General features: G+C 68.1%; 17 protein-coding genes. 10 read left to right on the top strand and 7 right to left on the bottom strand.

What is annotated here, in order from left to right; all coding sequences use genetic code 11:
* Window positions 1–414 precede the first annotated feature (414 nt).
* Window positions 415–1,068, top strand: coding sequence for a DsbA family oxidoreductase (locus ACWDUA_RS23795; RefSeq protein WP_449753492.1), 654 nt, complete (start codon window positions 415–417; stop codon window positions 1,066–1,068).
* Between the two features lie 79 nt (window positions 1,069–1,147).
* On the opposite strand, the gene ACWDUA_RS23790 is transcribed toward ACWDUA_RS23795, so the two are convergent.
* On the bottom strand, window positions 1,148–2,002 hold the full coding sequence (locus ACWDUA_RS23790; RefSeq protein ID WP_449753491.1) for an SDR family oxidoreductase: 855 nt from the start codon (window positions 2,000–2,002) through the stop codon (window positions 1,148–1,150).
* A 151-nt stretch (window positions 2,003–2,153) separates the two neighbouring features.
* A complete protein-coding gene (locus tag ACWDUA_RS23785; RefSeq protein ID WP_449753490.1) occupies window positions 2,154–3,047 on the bottom strand; it encodes a TetR family transcriptional regulator in 894 nt (297 codons plus the stop codon).
* Window positions 3,048–3,169: 122 nt separating this feature from the next.
* On the opposite strand from ACWDUA_RS23785, the gene ACWDUA_RS23780 reads away from it, so the two are divergent.
* The gene (locus ACWDUA_RS23780; RefSeq protein WP_449753489.1) at window positions 3,170–3,976 is read left to right on the top strand and encodes a tyrosine-protein phosphatase; all 807 of its coding nucleotides are present in this window, start codon (window positions 3,170–3,172) and stop codon (window positions 3,974–3,976) included.
* 18 nt (window positions 3,977–3,994) lie between these two features.
* Here ACWDUA_RS23780 and ACWDUA_RS23775 read toward each other — a convergent pair whose 3' ends face one another.
* The gene (locus ACWDUA_RS23775) at window positions 3,995–4,474 is read right to left on the bottom strand and encodes a PaaI family thioesterase (protein ID WP_449753488.1); all 480 of its coding nucleotides are present in this window, start codon (window positions 4,472–4,474) and stop codon (window positions 3,995–3,997) included.
* 42 nt (window positions 4,475–4,516) lie between these two features.
* Here ACWDUA_RS23775 and ACWDUA_RS23770 point away from each other — a divergent pair, with 42 nt between their 5' ends.
* The 7 genes from ACWDUA_RS23770 to ACWDUA_RS23740 all read left to right on the top strand — a co-directional run bounded on the left by ACWDUA_RS23770 (window position 4,517) and on the right by ACWDUA_RS23740 (window position 9,821).
* A complete protein-coding gene (locus ACWDUA_RS23770; protein ID WP_449753487.1) occupies window positions 4,517–5,125 on the top strand; it encodes a TetR/AcrR family transcriptional regulator in 609 nt (202 codons plus the stop codon).
* A gap of 107 nt (window positions 5,126–5,232) precedes the next feature.
* A complete protein-coding gene (locus tag ACWDUA_RS23765; RefSeq protein ID WP_449753486.1) occupies window positions 5,233–5,910 on the top strand; it encodes a DUF4166 domain-containing protein in 678 nt (225 codons plus the stop codon).
* A gap of 63 nt (window positions 5,911–5,973) precedes the next feature.
* On the top strand, window positions 5,974–6,414 hold the full coding sequence (locus ACWDUA_RS23760) for an SRPBCC family protein (RefSeq protein ID WP_449753485.1): 441 nt from the start codon (window positions 5,974–5,976) through the stop codon (window positions 6,412–6,414).
* A 201-nt stretch (window positions 6,415–6,615) separates the two neighbouring features.
* Window positions 6,616–7,128, top strand: a complete 513-nt coding sequence (locus tag ACWDUA_RS23755; protein ID WP_449753484.1) for a DUF6764 family protein — start codon at window positions 6,616–6,618, stop codon at window positions 7,126–7,128.
* A gap of 117 nt (window positions 7,129–7,245) precedes the next feature.
* On the top strand, window positions 7,246–8,193 hold the full coding sequence (gene ppk2, locus ACWDUA_RS23750) for a polyphosphate kinase 2 (RefSeq protein WP_449753483.1): 948 nt from the start codon (window positions 7,246–7,248) through the stop codon (window positions 8,191–8,193).
* 19 nt (window positions 8,194–8,212) lie between these two features.
* A complete protein-coding gene (locus tag ACWDUA_RS23745; protein WP_449753482.1) occupies window positions 8,213–9,031 on the top strand; it encodes a hypothetical protein in 819 nt (272 codons plus the stop codon).
* A gap of 94 nt (window positions 9,032–9,125) precedes the next feature.
* On the top strand, window positions 9,126–9,821 hold the full coding sequence (locus ACWDUA_RS23740) for a rhomboid-like protein (RefSeq protein WP_449753516.1): 696 nt from the start codon (window positions 9,126–9,128) through the stop codon (window positions 9,819–9,821).
* A gap of 127 nt (window positions 9,822–9,948) precedes the next feature.
* Here the strand turns inward: ACWDUA_RS23740 and ACWDUA_RS23735 are convergent, their stop codons facing one another.
* The 4 genes from ACWDUA_RS23735 to ACWDUA_RS23720 form a co-directional block, all read right to left on the bottom strand.
* A complete protein-coding gene (locus ACWDUA_RS23735; RefSeq protein WP_449753481.1) occupies window positions 9,949–10,209 on the bottom strand; it encodes a hypothetical protein in 261 nt (86 codons plus the stop codon).
* 63 nt (window positions 10,210–10,272) lie between these two features.
* On the bottom strand, window positions 10,273–11,028 hold the full coding sequence (locus ACWDUA_RS23730; RefSeq protein ID WP_449753480.1) for a TerD family protein: 756 nt from the start codon (window positions 11,026–11,028) through the stop codon (window positions 10,273–10,275).
* A gap of 129 nt (window positions 11,029–11,157) precedes the next feature.
* Window positions 11,158–12,813 (bottom strand): hypothetical protein, encoded by a 1,656-nt coding sequence (locus ACWDUA_RS23725; protein WP_449753479.1) that lies wholly within the window; start codon window positions 12,811–12,813, stop codon window positions 11,158–11,160.
* Between the two features lie 3 nt (window positions 12,814–12,816).
* The gene (locus ACWDUA_RS23720; protein ID WP_449753478.1) at window positions 12,817–14,493 is read right to left on the bottom strand and encodes an Hsp70 family protein; all 1,677 of its coding nucleotides are present in this window, start codon (window positions 14,491–14,493) and stop codon (window positions 12,817–12,819) included.
* A 76-nt stretch (window positions 14,494–14,569) separates the two neighbouring features.
* On the opposite strand from ACWDUA_RS23720, the gene grpE reads away from it, so the two are divergent.
* Entirely contained in the window at window positions 14,570–15,049 is a 480-nt protein-coding gene (gene grpE / locus ACWDUA_RS23715; RefSeq protein ID WP_449753477.1) for a nucleotide exchange factor GrpE, read from the top strand.
* Window positions 15,050–15,427 lie beyond the last annotated feature (378 nt).

Below are 15,427 nucleotides of genomic sequence, written 5' to 3'. Positions count from 1 at the left end.
GGTCGCCCCACGGGGTGGCCGGCTTTCGGCGTCTGTGGTGTCGGCCGGTTGCCGAGAGCGCGGGGTGGGCGCGTGCGTGTCCGTCGGCCCGCTGGTGACGTGCCGGCGTGCTGGAGTGGCGGCTGCGTGCCGACGTGCTTGCTTCCGGTGTGCGTGCTTGCGTTCCGGTGTGCGTGCTGAAACCAGGGGAAGGTGACTTTCCCCTAGGTGCGTCGCCTTCCCCTGGTTGTAACCCGGGGAGCGTTGTGAAGGTGGGGGAAGGATGACTTTCCCCTGGTTTCGGGGGCCGGGCCGGGAGCAGAGCCGGGGGCCGGGCCGGGAGCAGAGCCGGGGGCCGGGCCGGGAGCAGAGCCGGGGGCAGACCCGGATCGGACCCGACGGAATCCGACGCACCGCCGGGGCGTTGACCCGTCCATGAGTCCGATCTCCGTCGACATCTGGTCCGACATCGCCTGCCCGTGGTGCTACATCGGCAAACGGAAATTCGAGGCGGGGCTCGCCGAATCCGGCCTCGCCGACGACGTCACCGTGACCTATCACAGCTATGAGCTGGCACCGGATACGCCGGTCGACTTCGAGGGCTCGGAGGTGGATTTCCTCGCCGCGCACAAGGGTATGCCGCCGGCGCAGGTCCACCAGATGCTCACCCAGATGACCGGCATCGCCGCAGAGGTGGGCCTCGACTACGACTTCGGCGCGCTGCGTCACACCAAGACCCTCAAGGCCCATGAGTTGCTTCATCACGCCAAGGCGCAGGGTCGTCAGATCGAGATGGCCGAGCGACTGTTCAGGGCCTACTTCACCGAGGGACGCCACGTCGGCCGCGTCGACGACCTCGCGGAGCTGGCCGGCGAGATCGGCCTCGACGCCGACGCCGCGCGGGCGAGCCTGGAGTCGGGGGAGTACGCCGACGCCGTGGAGGCCGATCTCGCGCAGGCACGTGCCTACGGCATCAGTGGCGTGCCGTTCTTCGTCCTCGACGGCCGCTACGGGGTGTCCGGCGCCCAGTCGCCGGAGGTCTTCGCCGGTGCCCTGCGCAAGATCGCCGCGGAGCGCGCCGATGTCTGATCCGGATACGGGTCAGACGACGCCGGGCTTGTCGATGCTGGGTGAGCCGGGCGCCGTCTGCGTCGACGGTGTGTGCGCGCTACCCGCGTCCGTCGCGGACCATCCAGAAGTCGAGCTCGAGGTCGTCGTCGGAGTCGGCCGTCCGGTACTGGGCGAAGTCGGTGACGCCCTCGGCGGTGAGCACCTCGTCGTCGATGAGGGTCTGGCCGGTGATGGTGGCGGGGTCCTTGGACAGCACGGCGAAGGCGGCGTCGGCCATGATCTGCGGACTCCGGCTGCGCGACACCAGTTCTGACCCGAGAACGTTGCGGACGGCGGCGGTGCTGATCATGGTGCGCGGCCACAGCGCATTGGATGCCACACCGTCGGCGGCGAGTTCGCGGGCCAGGCCGAGGGCGACGAGGGTCATCGAGAACTTCGACACCGTGTAGGCGGTGCCGATCGAGTCGAACCAGTGCGGCTCCAGGCTGATCGGCGGCGAGAGGGTCAGTACGTGCGCGTGATCGGACTTGCGCAGGTGCGGGATGGCGGCGCGGGCGAGGGAGAAGGCGCCGCGTGCGTTGATGTCCTGCATGAGGTCGTACTTCTTCATGCTGAGCTGCTCGGTCGGCGAGATGTCCAGGGCGCTGGCGTTGTTGATGACCAGGTCCACTCCGCCGAAGCGCTCGACGGTCTGCGCGACCGCGTCGGCGACGTGGTCGTCGTCGCGCACGTCGCCGACGACCGGCAGGGCCTGCCCGCCCGCCGCCTCGATGGCCTCGGCGGCGGTGTAGATCGTGCCGGGCAGCTTGGGGTGCGGTTCGGTGGTCTTGGCGAGCAGGGTGATGTTCGCGCCGGCCTGTGCCAGCCGTAGCGCGATGGCCTCGCCGATGCCGCGACTTCCGCCGGAGATGATGGCGGTGCGTCCGCGCAACGGATCGGGGGCTGAACTCATGGACACTCCTCAAGCAGAACGATCGATCGGTTCTGTCAGCGTGCCTGGCCGATCCCGCTGTGTCAATGTCCTTGACCGGCAGCCGGGATGGGCGGAGGGCTGCAGACCCGCCGGCCGACATGTTCGGGATATCCGAACAGTTGGTGGTGGGTCACGGTGCCGACGGGTGATAACCGACGAGGCCGAGCGCGTAATCGGTGTACAGGGTGGCGACCTCGTGTGGGGTGTCGGGTCCGGTGGGGTCGAACCACTCGGAGACGCTCATGCACAGGCCGACGACGGCGCGCGCGGCCTCGCGGGGCCGCGGGGTGGTGAACCGCCGATCCGCGCAGCCGTGTTCGATCACCGCGTCGAACTGGCGCTGGAGCGCCACGCGGCGATCGGCGACCCGCCGATGGTCGGGCTCGGCGAGTCCGCGCATCTCCGCATGTCCGCAGAACGCCAGCCCGGGACGGCAACAGTGGTACAGCGCAAGGCTTTCCACCATCAGTGCCAGCTCCCGTGCCGGGTCGGCGGCACCGTCGGCGCGCGCTGCGGTCACCCGGTCGAGCAGCTCGTCCATCGTATGGTCGAACAGCGTCACCAGCATCGCCTGCTTGCTCGGGTAGTGGTGATAGAGCGCGCTCACCGACATCCCGGCCTGTCCGGCGATGTCCCGGATGGTGCAACCGTGGTATCCGCGTTCGACGATGCACCGCAGGGCGGCGGCGAGTACCGGGTCGGTCACGTCGGGGCCCTCGTAGATCCGCCATCGGCCGCCGGGGGACGTCGTCGTCGGGATCGGGGAAGCGGGGCGGCGCGGTCCGGCGGTCGCATGGGTGCCCTCGAGCAGTGCCGTCGGTTCGATGCGGAGTTCGGCGGCGATGGTCTCGAAGCGATCGACGGTGATGCCGGTCTGGCCGTTCTCCATCGCGCTGAGGGTGGCCGGACTGAGACCGAGTCGGCGGGCCAACTCCCGCAACGAGATTCCCGACGACAGTCGTGCTGCCCGGATTCGGTCGCCGGCAGTGGGGCGGGAGGTCGGCGCAGCGGGTGGCTCGAGCATGTGTTCAGGATATCCGAACACGGGCGTGATTCTGTGCCGCGTGACGGTTCGAATCGTGACGCGGCCACCCGGTCGCCCGGGGTCGTTCGGACACCCCGTCCGATCCTGGTGAGAATGGAAGCATGACCTCGACTCCAGGTGCTCCCAGTCCGATCGCGACCCTGCCCAACCTGCGTGACCTCGGTGGCTGGCGGGCCGCCGACGGCAAGTCCGTCCGGCCGGGCGTGTTGTTCCGTTCCACCGACTTCTCGTCGCTCACCGACGCCGACGTCGCCCCGTTCGAGTCGCTCGGCGTCCGCACCATCTACGATCTGCGCTCGAGTGCCGAGCGGGAGGCGCTGCCGGATCCGACGCTGCCCGACGTCACCGACATCCACCTCGACGTGCTCGCCGACGCCGCGACGGCCGTGCCCGCCAACCTCGGCAAGATCCTGGCCGATCCGAAGACGGTCGCGATGGCGACCAAGGAGCTGTCCGGCGGCAAGGCCAGAGAACTGATCGCCGAGACCTACCAGGGCATCGTCTCGCTGCCGAGCGCGCTGCGCTCCTACCAGTCCTTCTACCGCGGTCTGCTCGGCGATCATCCGCACCCGTCGCTGTTCCACTGCACCACCGGCAAGGACCGGACGGGCTGGGCAGCCGCGTCGTTCCTGACCCTGATGGGTGTCGCCGAGGACGACGTCTTCCACGACTACCTGTTGACCAACGATCGTCTGGTCCCGGCGCTGAAGCCGATCTTCGACGAGTTCGCCGGGGCCGGTGGCGATCCCGACGTGCTGCTGCCGGTGCTCGGTGTGGACCGATCCTATCTCGAGACCGCGCTCACCGAGGTCGACAACCGTTACGGCGGTATCGAAGGCTATTTCACCCAGGGGCTCGGCATCGACGAGGGCGCGCAGAACAAGCTGCGCGACCTGTACCTGGTCTGACCGTCGGCCCGGGTCGGGCTACCGGAACACGATGCATGTGGTGGTGCCGTGCGCGACCAGCTTGCCGTCGGCGGAGAACACCTTGCCCTCGGCGGTCGCGGTACGGCCACCCACGTGGATCACCGTGCCGACGCCGGTGAGTTCGTCGGCGTCGAGTGCCACCGGCCGGATGTAGTTCACCTTGAGTTCGAGGGTGGTGTAACCGACGCCGGCGGGCAGGGTCGTGTGCACCGCGCAGCCCATCACCGAGTCGAGCAGGGTCGCGCAGATCCCGCCGTGCACGGTCCCGAGCGGATTGGAGAAGTCGGGCTTCGGGGTCACCACGAAGCGCACCTCGCCCTCGTCGATGCTCGCCGGGCGCATCCCCAGGAGTCGGCCGATGCCGGGCTGGTCGTGGTGGGGATCGGCCTGCCATGCCCGGAGCAGCTCCAGGCCGGACATCGTGGTGGGATCACCGATCGGTTCGGTCGAGGTCGTCATGGTTATGTATGGTTGCATAGACCCGCCCGATTATGAAGGTCGACATAGGAGGTGGCGGCGATGTCCGACGACGATTCCGGCGATATCGGCACGTCCCGCGTGGGGGAAGACGGTCCGCGCGAACGGATGATCGTGCACGCCGCCGACCTGATCGGTCGCGACGGCGTGGCGGCCACCTCGATCGGCGACGTCATCTCCGCCAGCGGGGCGCCCCGCGGTTCCATCTACCATCATTTCCCGGGGGGGAAGACGCAGCTGGTCACCGAGGCCGTGCGGTATGCCGGCGACTTCATCACCCGACGCATCGGTCGTCAGCACCCCGGCTCGCCATCGGAGGCGGTCTTCGGGATCGGTGACGTCTGGCGTCGCATGCTGGTCAACACCGACTATCAGTTCGGGTGCCCCGTGCTCGCCGGTGGACTGGCCCGGCGCGCCGAGCCCGAGGTCGCCGACGAATCGCAGCGCATCTTCGACGACTGGTTACGACTGATCGCGACCCGTCTGATCGCCGAGGGGGTCGACCCCGACCGCGCCGACTCGCTGGCCAACCTCACGGTCTCGGCGATCGAGGGGGCGGTGGGGATGTGCCAGACCCGGCGAAGTGTCGACCCGCTCGATCGCGTCATCGCCGAGCTCGCGCGGCTGTGTGACGAGGCCGCCCGGGTCTGAGATCCGCCCGACCGGGCGCCCGGCGCCCGGAACGGGTCGCTTCGGGTATGTCACTGTGAGCCGGAACATAGTAGGTTCGTCCGGAACAGTGACGAGCGAGGTGATCAATGACGCCGGTATACCGACAGATGCTCGGGTCGGACTTCGATCGGCTCCACCCCAACGTGGCCTGGCGGTACAGCATCGACTCGACGTCGAATGTGGCCCAGATGGGCACCGGCATGCTCGAGTCGGTCTACATCAGTTCGGCTCTGCCGCCCCCGTTCTTCTGGTACTACGGCAAACGCAACGCGCTGCCGTCCAAGACCAGCAGGATGGTCCCGTTCACGCAGGGGCACTACTGCTACCGCGACGAGATCGGCCGCGAATGCCTGGCGGTGCTGCGCTCGTTCGACTACACCACCGGTCCGCGCAAGCTGAACTCCGTCCTCGTCTCCGGACGGAGCGGGCTGGTCGACTACTTCGGTGACGGCCCGGAACTGCTCTACCCGATCGAGCCGTCGGTGACCCCGGCCGGCGAGTTGCTGCTCGAGAGCGGTCCGCTGAGGTGGCTCGGCCGGGGACCGAAGATAGGGATGAAGGGTCCGTTCGCCACCCAGATGAAGTACATCGAGGGATGGGACGAGGAACACGACCGGTTCCGCTGCGACGCGACGGTACGCAATCCGATGGTCGGTGAGATCCTGCATTTCCGAGGCTGGTTCACCGTCGCCGACGTCGCCTGTGAACTGCGCGACATCCCCGACGAGGCGTGGCCGCTAAACCTCGTCGACCGGGAGGCCTGAGACGCCTCGCGCACTCGCGTGGTTCGTCGCCTGCCGGTGATGGGCAAAGGGTAGGTTGCTCGCATGGCTGTCACTGCGAAAACCGAATTCGATGTCGCCGCGCCCCCGTCGGTCGTGATGGAGGTGCTGATGGATGTGGAGTCCCTGCCGGACTGGTCGTCGGCCCACAAGGCTGCGAAGATCGTCTCCGAGCACGAGGACGGCACGCCCGACCGGGTTTCGATGACCGTCTCGGCGGTCGGCGTCAACGACGACCAGACCGTCTCCTACGTCTGGACCGACAACACCTGTACCTGGGACCTGGTGGAGTCCAAGATGCTCGCCTCGCAGCACGGGGTCTACACCGTCACCCCCGACGGCGACGGATCGCACGTGGTCTTCGAGCTGGAGCTCGATCTGAAGGTGAAGCTCCCCGGCCTGCTGGTCAAGCGTGGCCAGAAGATGGCCGTGGAGACCGCCAAGAAGGGACTCACCGCGGAGAGTGAGCGTCGCGCCGAGCTGTGATCATGTTTCGCTGAATCCGTAACGGGGACTATTGATTTCACTGTCGATGGTCCCCGTCGGCGGTTCCGGTGGCAAACGTTGTGGATCCGTGACCTCGCCTGCCTCCCGACGGCGGATTCGTCGGATTCCACAGGAGTACGCTGTGCCGGGTACCTCTCGGTAACCCACTCTCTCTTCCATCCGCCAAGGAGGCCGACCACATTGCGAAACCACAGGTTTGCGGTACGAGCACTGGTGCTCGCGATCGGCGGCGCCGGTGCGGCATGGGGTCTGGGGCTCGGCGCCGCCGATGCCCAGGCGAACACCTGCACCGCCTCGAACGGTCATGAGGTGCAACGGATTCAGGGACTGAGTGGTTGTGGGGCACGCGCCGGTGCGGGGAGTACGGCGAGGGCGGAGGAGACCGGCGGCGGGACCGCCGTGGCGGTCTCGGACAAGGGTGGCCACGCGAATGCGATCAACCAGCAGCCCGGTTCGTCGGCGCTCTCGGGTGCCACGACCGGCGGTACCTCGTACGCCATCACCACCGGCCCCAAGTCGCTCGCAGTCGCGCAGGCGCGGGCCGGCGGGTACTCGGTGTCGGTGGGCGGCTGGGGCGGCCAGGCCTACTCCGGTGGTCCCGGTGTCCGGTGCGCGGGCGGGTTCGCCGCGGCGGCCGACACCACCACCGGCAAGGCATGCCTGAAGTACGGATCGATCAACCTGGGGAACTGATCGTCGGGTTCCGTCGCCTCACCGTCGCCGCGAGAACCGGCGAAGATCACCAAACGGTCACACTCCGGTTCACCGAGGGGCCACGCGGCGTTCGCGCGCACGGCATATCGTGGGAGCGTGACCGAGTTACATGATCTCGAAACCCTGGGGCCCGACTTCAGCAAGCTGAACGGTCGTGAGGCCCTGCAACACCTCGTCGATCTGCACGACACCACCCAGTTCGAGGTGAATGACGACGATGACGACGATCCCGTCCTGCTGACGCTGCCCGAGCGCAACGTCGTCGACACCTGGCGGGAGGACTACCCGTACGACGAGCGGATGAGTCGCCGCGAGTACGAGGTGACCAAGCGTCGCCTGCAGATCGAGCTGCTCAAGTTGCAGAAGTGGTCCAAGCAGACCGGTCAGCGGCATCTTCTGGTGTTCGAGGGACGCGATGCGGCCGGTAAGGGTGGCACGATCAAGCGCTTCAACGAGCACCTCAATCCCCGCGGTGCCCGCGTCGTCGCCTTGGAGAAGCCGTCCGAGCGCGAGGCCACCGAGTGGTACTTCCAGCGCTACGTGCAGCATCTCCCGGCAGCAGGCGAGATGGTCTTCTTCGACCGATCCTGGTACAACCGTGCCGGCGTCGAGCGGGTGATGGGATTCTGCACCCCCGATCAGTACGACCAGTTCATGGTGCAGGTGCCCGCCTTCGAGAAGATGCTCGTCGACGACGGCATCAACCTGGTGAAGTTCTGGTTCTCGGTGAGCCCGCTCGAGCAGCGCACCCGCTTTGCGATCCGCCAGATCGACCCGGTGCGGCAGTGGAAGCTCTCGCCGATGGACCTCGCCTCGCTGGACAAGTGGGACTCCTACGGTGCGGCCAAGGAGGCGATGTTCGCCAACACCGACACCGACATCGCACCGTGGACCGTGGTGAAGTCCAACGACAAGAAGCGGGCCCGGCTCAACGCGATGCGGCACGTCCTGTCCCTGTTCGACTACAAGGGCAAGAACGAGGACTTCGTCGGCGCCCCCGACCCGCTGATCCTGGGACGTGCCCGCGACGTCGTCGGTGAGTGATCGCCGGTAGCCTCGTCGCGTGCGGACGTTTCTGAGTGCCATCCTGACCCTGGTCGCGATGGGCGCGATCATCGTTGCCCTCCCGTCGATGTGGGTCACCCAACGGGTCACCGACACCGAGGGATTCGTGTCGGTGATCGCGCCGCTCGCCCACGACGGGCAGGTCCAGGACTTCATCGCCGACGAGATCACCGAGGAGGTGGCGGCCCGGACCGAGTTCCCCGGTGCGGGTGCCGTCGTCCGGCCGCTGGCGGTGGGCTACGTCCAGGGTGATTCGTTCCCGGCCGACTTCCGCGATCTCGTCGGGCAGCAGCACGCATGGCTGTTCGACGAGGCTCCGGCGGGCAGCTCCGCCCAGACGATGGAGCTCGACATCACCCCGATGATCAACCGGGCGCTGGCGAATCAGAACCTGCCGTTCGCGCTCACCGTCAGCGGTCCGGTCCTGGTCCCGATGTCCGAGCACGGGAATCTCGAGGCCGGCCGATACCACAAGGTGAGCGGGCAGATCGAGACCATCGCCTACAGCGCATCGGTGATCGCGGCGGCCACCGCGATCCTCGCGCTGCTGTTCGCGCACTGGCGTGGCACCGTGCTCGCCTGGATCGGGATCGGTGGCCTGCTCGCGGCCGGACTGTGCTGGGTGGTGGCCCTCAACGCCACCACGATCATCGATCGGCAGGTCTCCACCGAGGGCTCGGGCCATACCGTGACGAACCTGGCGATCGACGCGATGGCCGACGACCTCACCCGGTGGGCGATGATCGCCGCGGTGGCCGGTGCGGTCGTCACCGTGGTCGGAATCGCCACGCGGTTGATCGGCGGTCGGAGCCGGTAAGAGACCCCGGTCGACGACAACTCGGGCAGTTCGAACACTTCGGACGCGAACCCGACCACGAAACCTCAACTCGGGGCACACTTTCGGTGTGGGAATGAAGTCTCGGTTCCGGTGGGTGAGGGCGGCGGGCGAAGCAGTGTGGCGATATGTCCGCAGTGCACCGTTCACGTTCGCGTGGCTGGCGGTGCTGTTCGTCACCACCGCGATCCAGCGGTCACTGACCCCTGCCGAACTGGACGACGCGCTCGGTCAACGCTCCACCAACATCGCCAACCTCACCCACGACCCCTTCCGGGTGCTGGTCACCAGCCTGTTCTGGATCGACGGCGAGGTGTGGCTGCCGTACCTCGTCCTGTTCTGCATCTTCCACGTTCCGGCCGAGCGCTGGCTGGGACCGGTGCGCTGGTTCGTCGTCGGGTTCAGCGCGCACGTCATCGCCACGTATCTGAGCCAAGGAGCGCTCGAATACGCGATCCGGCAGGGCGTGACCAGCCCCTCGATGGTCGACGTCCGCGACATCGGGGTCAGCTACTTCCTCGCCGCGATCGGTGGCGTACTGACCTATCACATCGCCCGCCCGTGGCGCTGGCCCTATCTGGCCGGGGTGGTCGTGGTCTTCGGGGTACCGCTCCTCACGCAGGTCACCTTCACCGGGATCGGACATGCGCTGTCGGCGTTGATCGGCCTGGCGTGGTACCCGATAACCCGTGGTTGTCCTGCACCGCAATGGAATCCGTCAGAGATACCCGGCCGGCTGCGGACCCGGCTCCGGCGGGTGGGACGCGCGTGACCCACGGCGTTTCCCGGTCCTCATCCAGCAACCACGCCATTCCTGGCGGTCACGGTTCGCCCGGATTCCGGGACCATGATCGGGGCCGGTTCTATGAAGCGGCAGGTGCGCACGGCCACGACAACGCTCACCCGATCACCCATGCGTGTGTTGCCGCGGAGACCGAGGTGGGGCGGTCGCCATCGATCCCGCAGAGTTCGGTGAGCTTCCCGATCTGACGCGGTTCGATGCGGGGGTGATCGCGCATGACCATTTCGATCATGCCGACGTGGAGGCGATCGGTCAGGCGGTGCGCCGTGGCCCCGTCCTGCTCGTCATCTGGCCGTCCGGGGGCGATCCCCCTTTCCATATTCCCGGCGTCCACGGCGCCGACGGACGCATCCTGCACCCGGACGCCGGCGCAACCTCCCTCGCCCTCGTGGCGGAGAAGCCGTCGTCCTCTGCCCCCCGGCTACTTACGTCCGGCGCGCCAGTTCAGGCCCCAGCCGTAGGCCTCGTCGACCTTGGACTGCGAGCCGCGGATGTATCGGACCTCCCGGTTGACGACGAGCTCACCACCGCGGTTCTCGATCGTGGCGATGGCACACGAGATGGCGCCCTGGTCGTGCTCGTCGAGACGGACCTCGATCTCCGGGCCGTTCGCCGGGAACAGTGTGACCACGCCGTTGGCACTCGCCCAGTTGGGGGTTCCCTCGTAGATGTAGGCGAAGATCAGGATGCGGCGGATCATCGCCGACGCCGACAGGTCGATGTACATGTTCTCGCCGCCGGTGTTGGAGCCGGAGCGGTCGTCGCCGTCGAGGTAGATGATCGGTCGGCCCTCGTACGGTGCCTGGAACGAATTTCCCAGGGCCTGCACGATCCCCTTGTCGCCGTTGCTGAACTCCCACAGGCACGCGAGATCGAGGTCGACTCCCGACGACCGGCGGAAGAGGCCGCCCTTGGCGCCGGAGGTCCAGTTGAGATTCACCCGGATCTGGCCGGTGGCCGATCCCTGCTTGGTCAGCGACACGCTGGGTGCCGATTTGGTGAGCGTGACCTTGGACAACGACACCGGCGCGGCCGGCGACTGCTGTGGCTGGGCCGGGTACCCCGGGGTGGGCTGGGCCGGATATCCCGGGGTGGGCTGGGCCGGATATCCCGGGGCGGGCTGGGCGGATGGCGGCGTGGGCTGTGCCTTCGGACGCTTGGTGTAGTCGATTCCCATGATGTCGCGTTCTCTGCCTTCGTCGTCGGGGGTCAGGGTTCTGGAGTATCTGGGTGTCGGGATTGCGAAGTTCTTCGCACGGATCACGACCAGCCTAGCCATGGCGGCGGCGCGGGCGGGACCACCGCTTCAGAGGTGTGCATATGCCTCTGGGCCGAATTCGCCGGCCACCTCGAGCCGGCCCCGGGAGTCGCGCCGGCAGGACGCCACCGCGACGTGCCCCTGACGTGCGGCGGAGTCGGGGATCGGCACGCCGCCGTCGATCTCGTAGCGTGTGTTGGTCACCTTGGTGGAGGTGGCGTGCGGGTCGGCGGGATGCTCCGGTCTGGCATCCGAACGAATGACGACGACCGCCTCGGTGATACCGGCCGGCCAGTCGAACAGCAGGCGGTCACCGCTGACCGCGACCCCGGTGATCGGTGGCAGATCGGGGCCGGGCGACGACGGCGGGGTGGGTGCCTGTCGAGTCGGTGCCTGTCGAGGGGATGCCGCTGACGTGACCGCGGCGGGTGTCGATGCGGGTTCGGATGTGGCCGGTGCCGGTGCCGGCACCGGTGTCGGTGTCGATGTCGATGTGGCGCTGCGGCGATCCACTTCGTCGGCGACGGCATCGATCTGGCGTCGCGCGGCGGGGTCGTCCCCGGCCGCCGCACGTGCGCGTGCGCAGTGGTCGCGGGCGGCGTCGACGCGATCGGATCGCAACGCCTTACGCGCGGACCGCAGCGCGGCCTGCCACTCTCCGGGTGTCTCCGCGGTGTGCGGTGGTGCCGGTGCAGGCGGTGGTGCTGGTGGATTCTGCACGGTCGCACCGTATTCCGCGGCGATCCGGGTGATCAGCGCCCGGGCGTCGCGCGTGCTGAGGTCGCGATCGCGGGCCTGCTCGAGGAGGTACTGGTGGTCGGCCGGATGCAGTCGGTCCTCCACGAGCACGGCCGCCCGGATCTGCGGTCGCAGGGCGGCGTCGACGCCGTCGAGGATCGATCGGAGGTAGGCGCCGGCGTTCGGCGGCGGACCGAGCAGGAGGTTCTCGACGTGGATCAGCAACTCGTCCACGAGCGCTCGCATCCGACCCGCAGGCAATGCCCGCGCCTGCTCACGGAGTATCCCCGCGGACCGTGTGATGGTGTCGCGATCGGTGATCGCGTCGGTGTCCAGACGGAGGAACCCGAGCAGTGTGTACACCGGTGGGGCATCACGTCGTCGGCTGAACTCGGCGAGCAACTCGGCGACCTGGGTCAGTCGCTGATCACTCAGAGTCGTTGTGGGCGATGTGGTCTCGGCCTTCGGCTCGACGACGTCGGCGTCGTCGATGATCCGGTAGCGACGCAACCGCACCGTCACCTCGTCGGTGGTCAGGCCGCCCATCGCCCCGATCTCGTCGAGGCCCGCACGTTTGCTTGCCGGGATGCCGCTGTAGCGGTCCATCAGGCGCTCGATCGCGTTGTCCAGCAACTCGTATCGGTCACGGTCCCGTTGCTGCCGGGTGGCGACCACGGCCCTGGCCTCCGCGGCCCGCGAATCGTGCTGCCGCAGTGGGGCACTGCGGTTCGGATGCTCGGCGACGAGCCGTTCAACGAGCACCCGGTACTTGGGATGATCCCGGTGGCGTTGCCAGAACCCCCACACCTCGTCGATCCGGGCGTTCACCTCGTCGTCGGTGAGGTGGTCGGACTCCTCGAGTGGGATGTCGTAGAGCTCGAAGGAATCCGAGGAGTCGGCGCCACCGCGGCGCTCGATGGCGGCGAGTACACGCTTGCGATAGTCGTTCGGGCTGAAGGGCAGCATGCCTCACCCGTCCCGACGGCGGTTGCGCTGCACTTGTTCGAGTTCACGGGCCACCTCCGACTGGGACAGCGTGGCACCGGTTTTGGCGGTCAGCGTCAGCGGCAGGCCGGCAGCCACATGGAAGGCGGTGACATGCAAGACGCCGTCGAAGCCCATCTCGAAACTGATCTGGACCTCGCTGTTCTCGTCGAATCCGGGTGGGATGCCGTCGATCGCCCCCTCGATCAGCACCTTGGTGTCCTCCGGCCGCGGTGACAGATCCTGCCCGGCCTGTTCGACGACGGTCAGCTCGATGCGTTCCTGGTCGGCGCGCATGGTGCCGAAGGATCGGCGCACCTTGATCGGTAGGGGCTGATTGCGCTCCACCAGCCAACTCACCTGCAGTGCAGCGGTCTGGGGGCTGACCGCGAGGATGCCGAAGCCCCGCGACACCACGGTGTCGACCCGGATCTCGAGCATTCGGCGCACACCGGACACGGGCAGACCGAAGGCCTCGGCGACGCGTCCGCAGGCTGCATGGAGGTCGCCCGGGTCGGCGTCGAGCAGCCCACCGATGCCGGGCAACCGGCCGCGGGACTGCAGGTCGGCGTGTACGAGACGCTCGATCTCCAGCTTGTCGCCGTAGATCGCTGCGCCGCGGGCCACGGCGAGGTCGGGATCGTCGAGTTCGGGGACCAGTGCGAACCGTGCGGTGAGTTCCCTTGCGACGGCGGGCATGCGGGAGGAACCGCCGACGAGGAGTATCCGATCCACCTGGTGCACGCCGCGTTCGGCGGCGTCGGCCAGACACGATGCGGTGAGATCGAGGGTGCGGGTGAGCAATCCGGCGGTGAGGTCCTCGAGTTCGGCCCGGGTCACCGTGATCACCGAGCGCTGTCCGTCGTGGGTCACGATCACCGACGCGGACTCGGCTTCGGACAGTTCGTGTTTGATGCGCTCGGCGGCCAGGATCAGCGACTGTGCTCCGGCGGAGTCGTCGAGCGGGTCCTCGGCGTCGGGGTGTTCGGTGCAGAACGTGCGGGACAGATGCAGCGCGAGCCGTTCGTCCCAGTCGGCACCACCGAGCTGATGATCGCCGTCGACGGCGAGTACGGAGATGCGGCGGTCGGCGAGTTCGATGACCGTCGCGTCGAAGGTACCGCCGCCGAGGTCGTAGACCAGCACGGTCTCGTCCGGGGTGGCCGTGGCGAGGGGGTCGGTGAGGCGGCTGAATCCGTACGAGAGTGCCGCCGCGATCGGCTCGGAGAGAACCCCGGCGACGTCGAGACCGGCGTAGGTGCCGGCCTGGATCGTGGCGCGGCGTTCCTCGTCGCCGAAGTACGCGGGAACGGTGATCACCGCTCGCTCGACCTTCTCCCCGGCGAATTCGGCGTCGGACATCAGTGACTTGAGGATGAGCGCCGAGACCGCCGGTGCCGACCAGCTTCGCCCGTGGGCGACGTAGCGCCAGTCGACCTCGCCCATGCGGCGTTTGACCAGCGTGCACACATGATCTGGGTCGAGCCGAGCCTGACGTCGCGCACCCTCGCCGACGACGTGGTCGTGCGCCGAGGGGAACAGCACCACCGACGGAGTGGTCGGCGCACCACTCCAGTCCTTGATCACCTCGGGCCTTCCGTCGCGGTCGATCGCGGCGATGGCCGAGTTGGTCGTGCCCAGGTCGATCCCGTAAACACCCACGGTTCGCGAGAATAACGTGAAATCGTCGACGACCGGTGTCGCCGGGCTTGTCGGCCGGTCGGTTTACGCTACCGAGATGACCGAGACCGGGAAGTCCGCCGACGCCGATCCGATCGACCGCCTCGAGGAACGGATCGGCGATCTGGGCCGCATCCTGGCCCGGCAGACACTGTCGCTGGACCGGCTGGTCGACGCCGACCGCCAGCGGGAGGCCGCCGCACGCGCCGGTGCCGACCTTCCGCTGCTCGTCGAGTTGTCGGAGCTCTACGCCGACGCATCCGCGTGTGCGTCGACCGCGGCCACCGAGGCCGACCGTGCGGCATTCGCCGCGCTCCGCGACGGACTGGACCGCCTCATCGCCGGGCGCGGTGGGTCGGTGATCGACCCGCACCCCGGAGCGGGCTTCGACGTCGCGACGATGGACGCCGTCGACGTCATTCCCTTGACCGACGACGACGACGCCGCGGTCGGTCGCACCGTGGTCCGTGTGGTCCGCCCAGGCCTGCAGGTCGGCGATCGCGCCGTCCGCCCGGCGTTGGTGGTCGTGTACTCGTGAGCGGTGGCATCTGTGTGCGGCCAGGCCGGTTGTGCCGGGACCGGGTAGTGCGAGGACCCGCGTGTCCGTTGGTAGTTGAGCCGGGACCGGGTATCGCGTGCACCCGTGTGCCCGTTGATGGTTGAGCCGGGACCGAGCATCGCGACGACCCCCCGAACGCTGATTGAGCCGGGACCGAGCGAAGCGAGGACCCCCGAACGCTGATTGAGCCGGGACCGAGCGAAGCGAGGACCCCCGAACGATGATCGAGCCGGGACCGAGCGAAGCGATGCCCCCCGAACGATGATTGAGCCGGGACCGAGCGAAGCGAGGACCCGTGTCGAAATCTCCGCAGCCTACGTCGGATGCGTGACCACCTGCGAAGTGGTCACGCCGGCG

It is taken from the genome of Gordonia sp. NPDC003376 (genome assembly GCF_053589235.1).
This window is presented reverse-complemented; position numbering and strand designations above follow the sequence as displayed.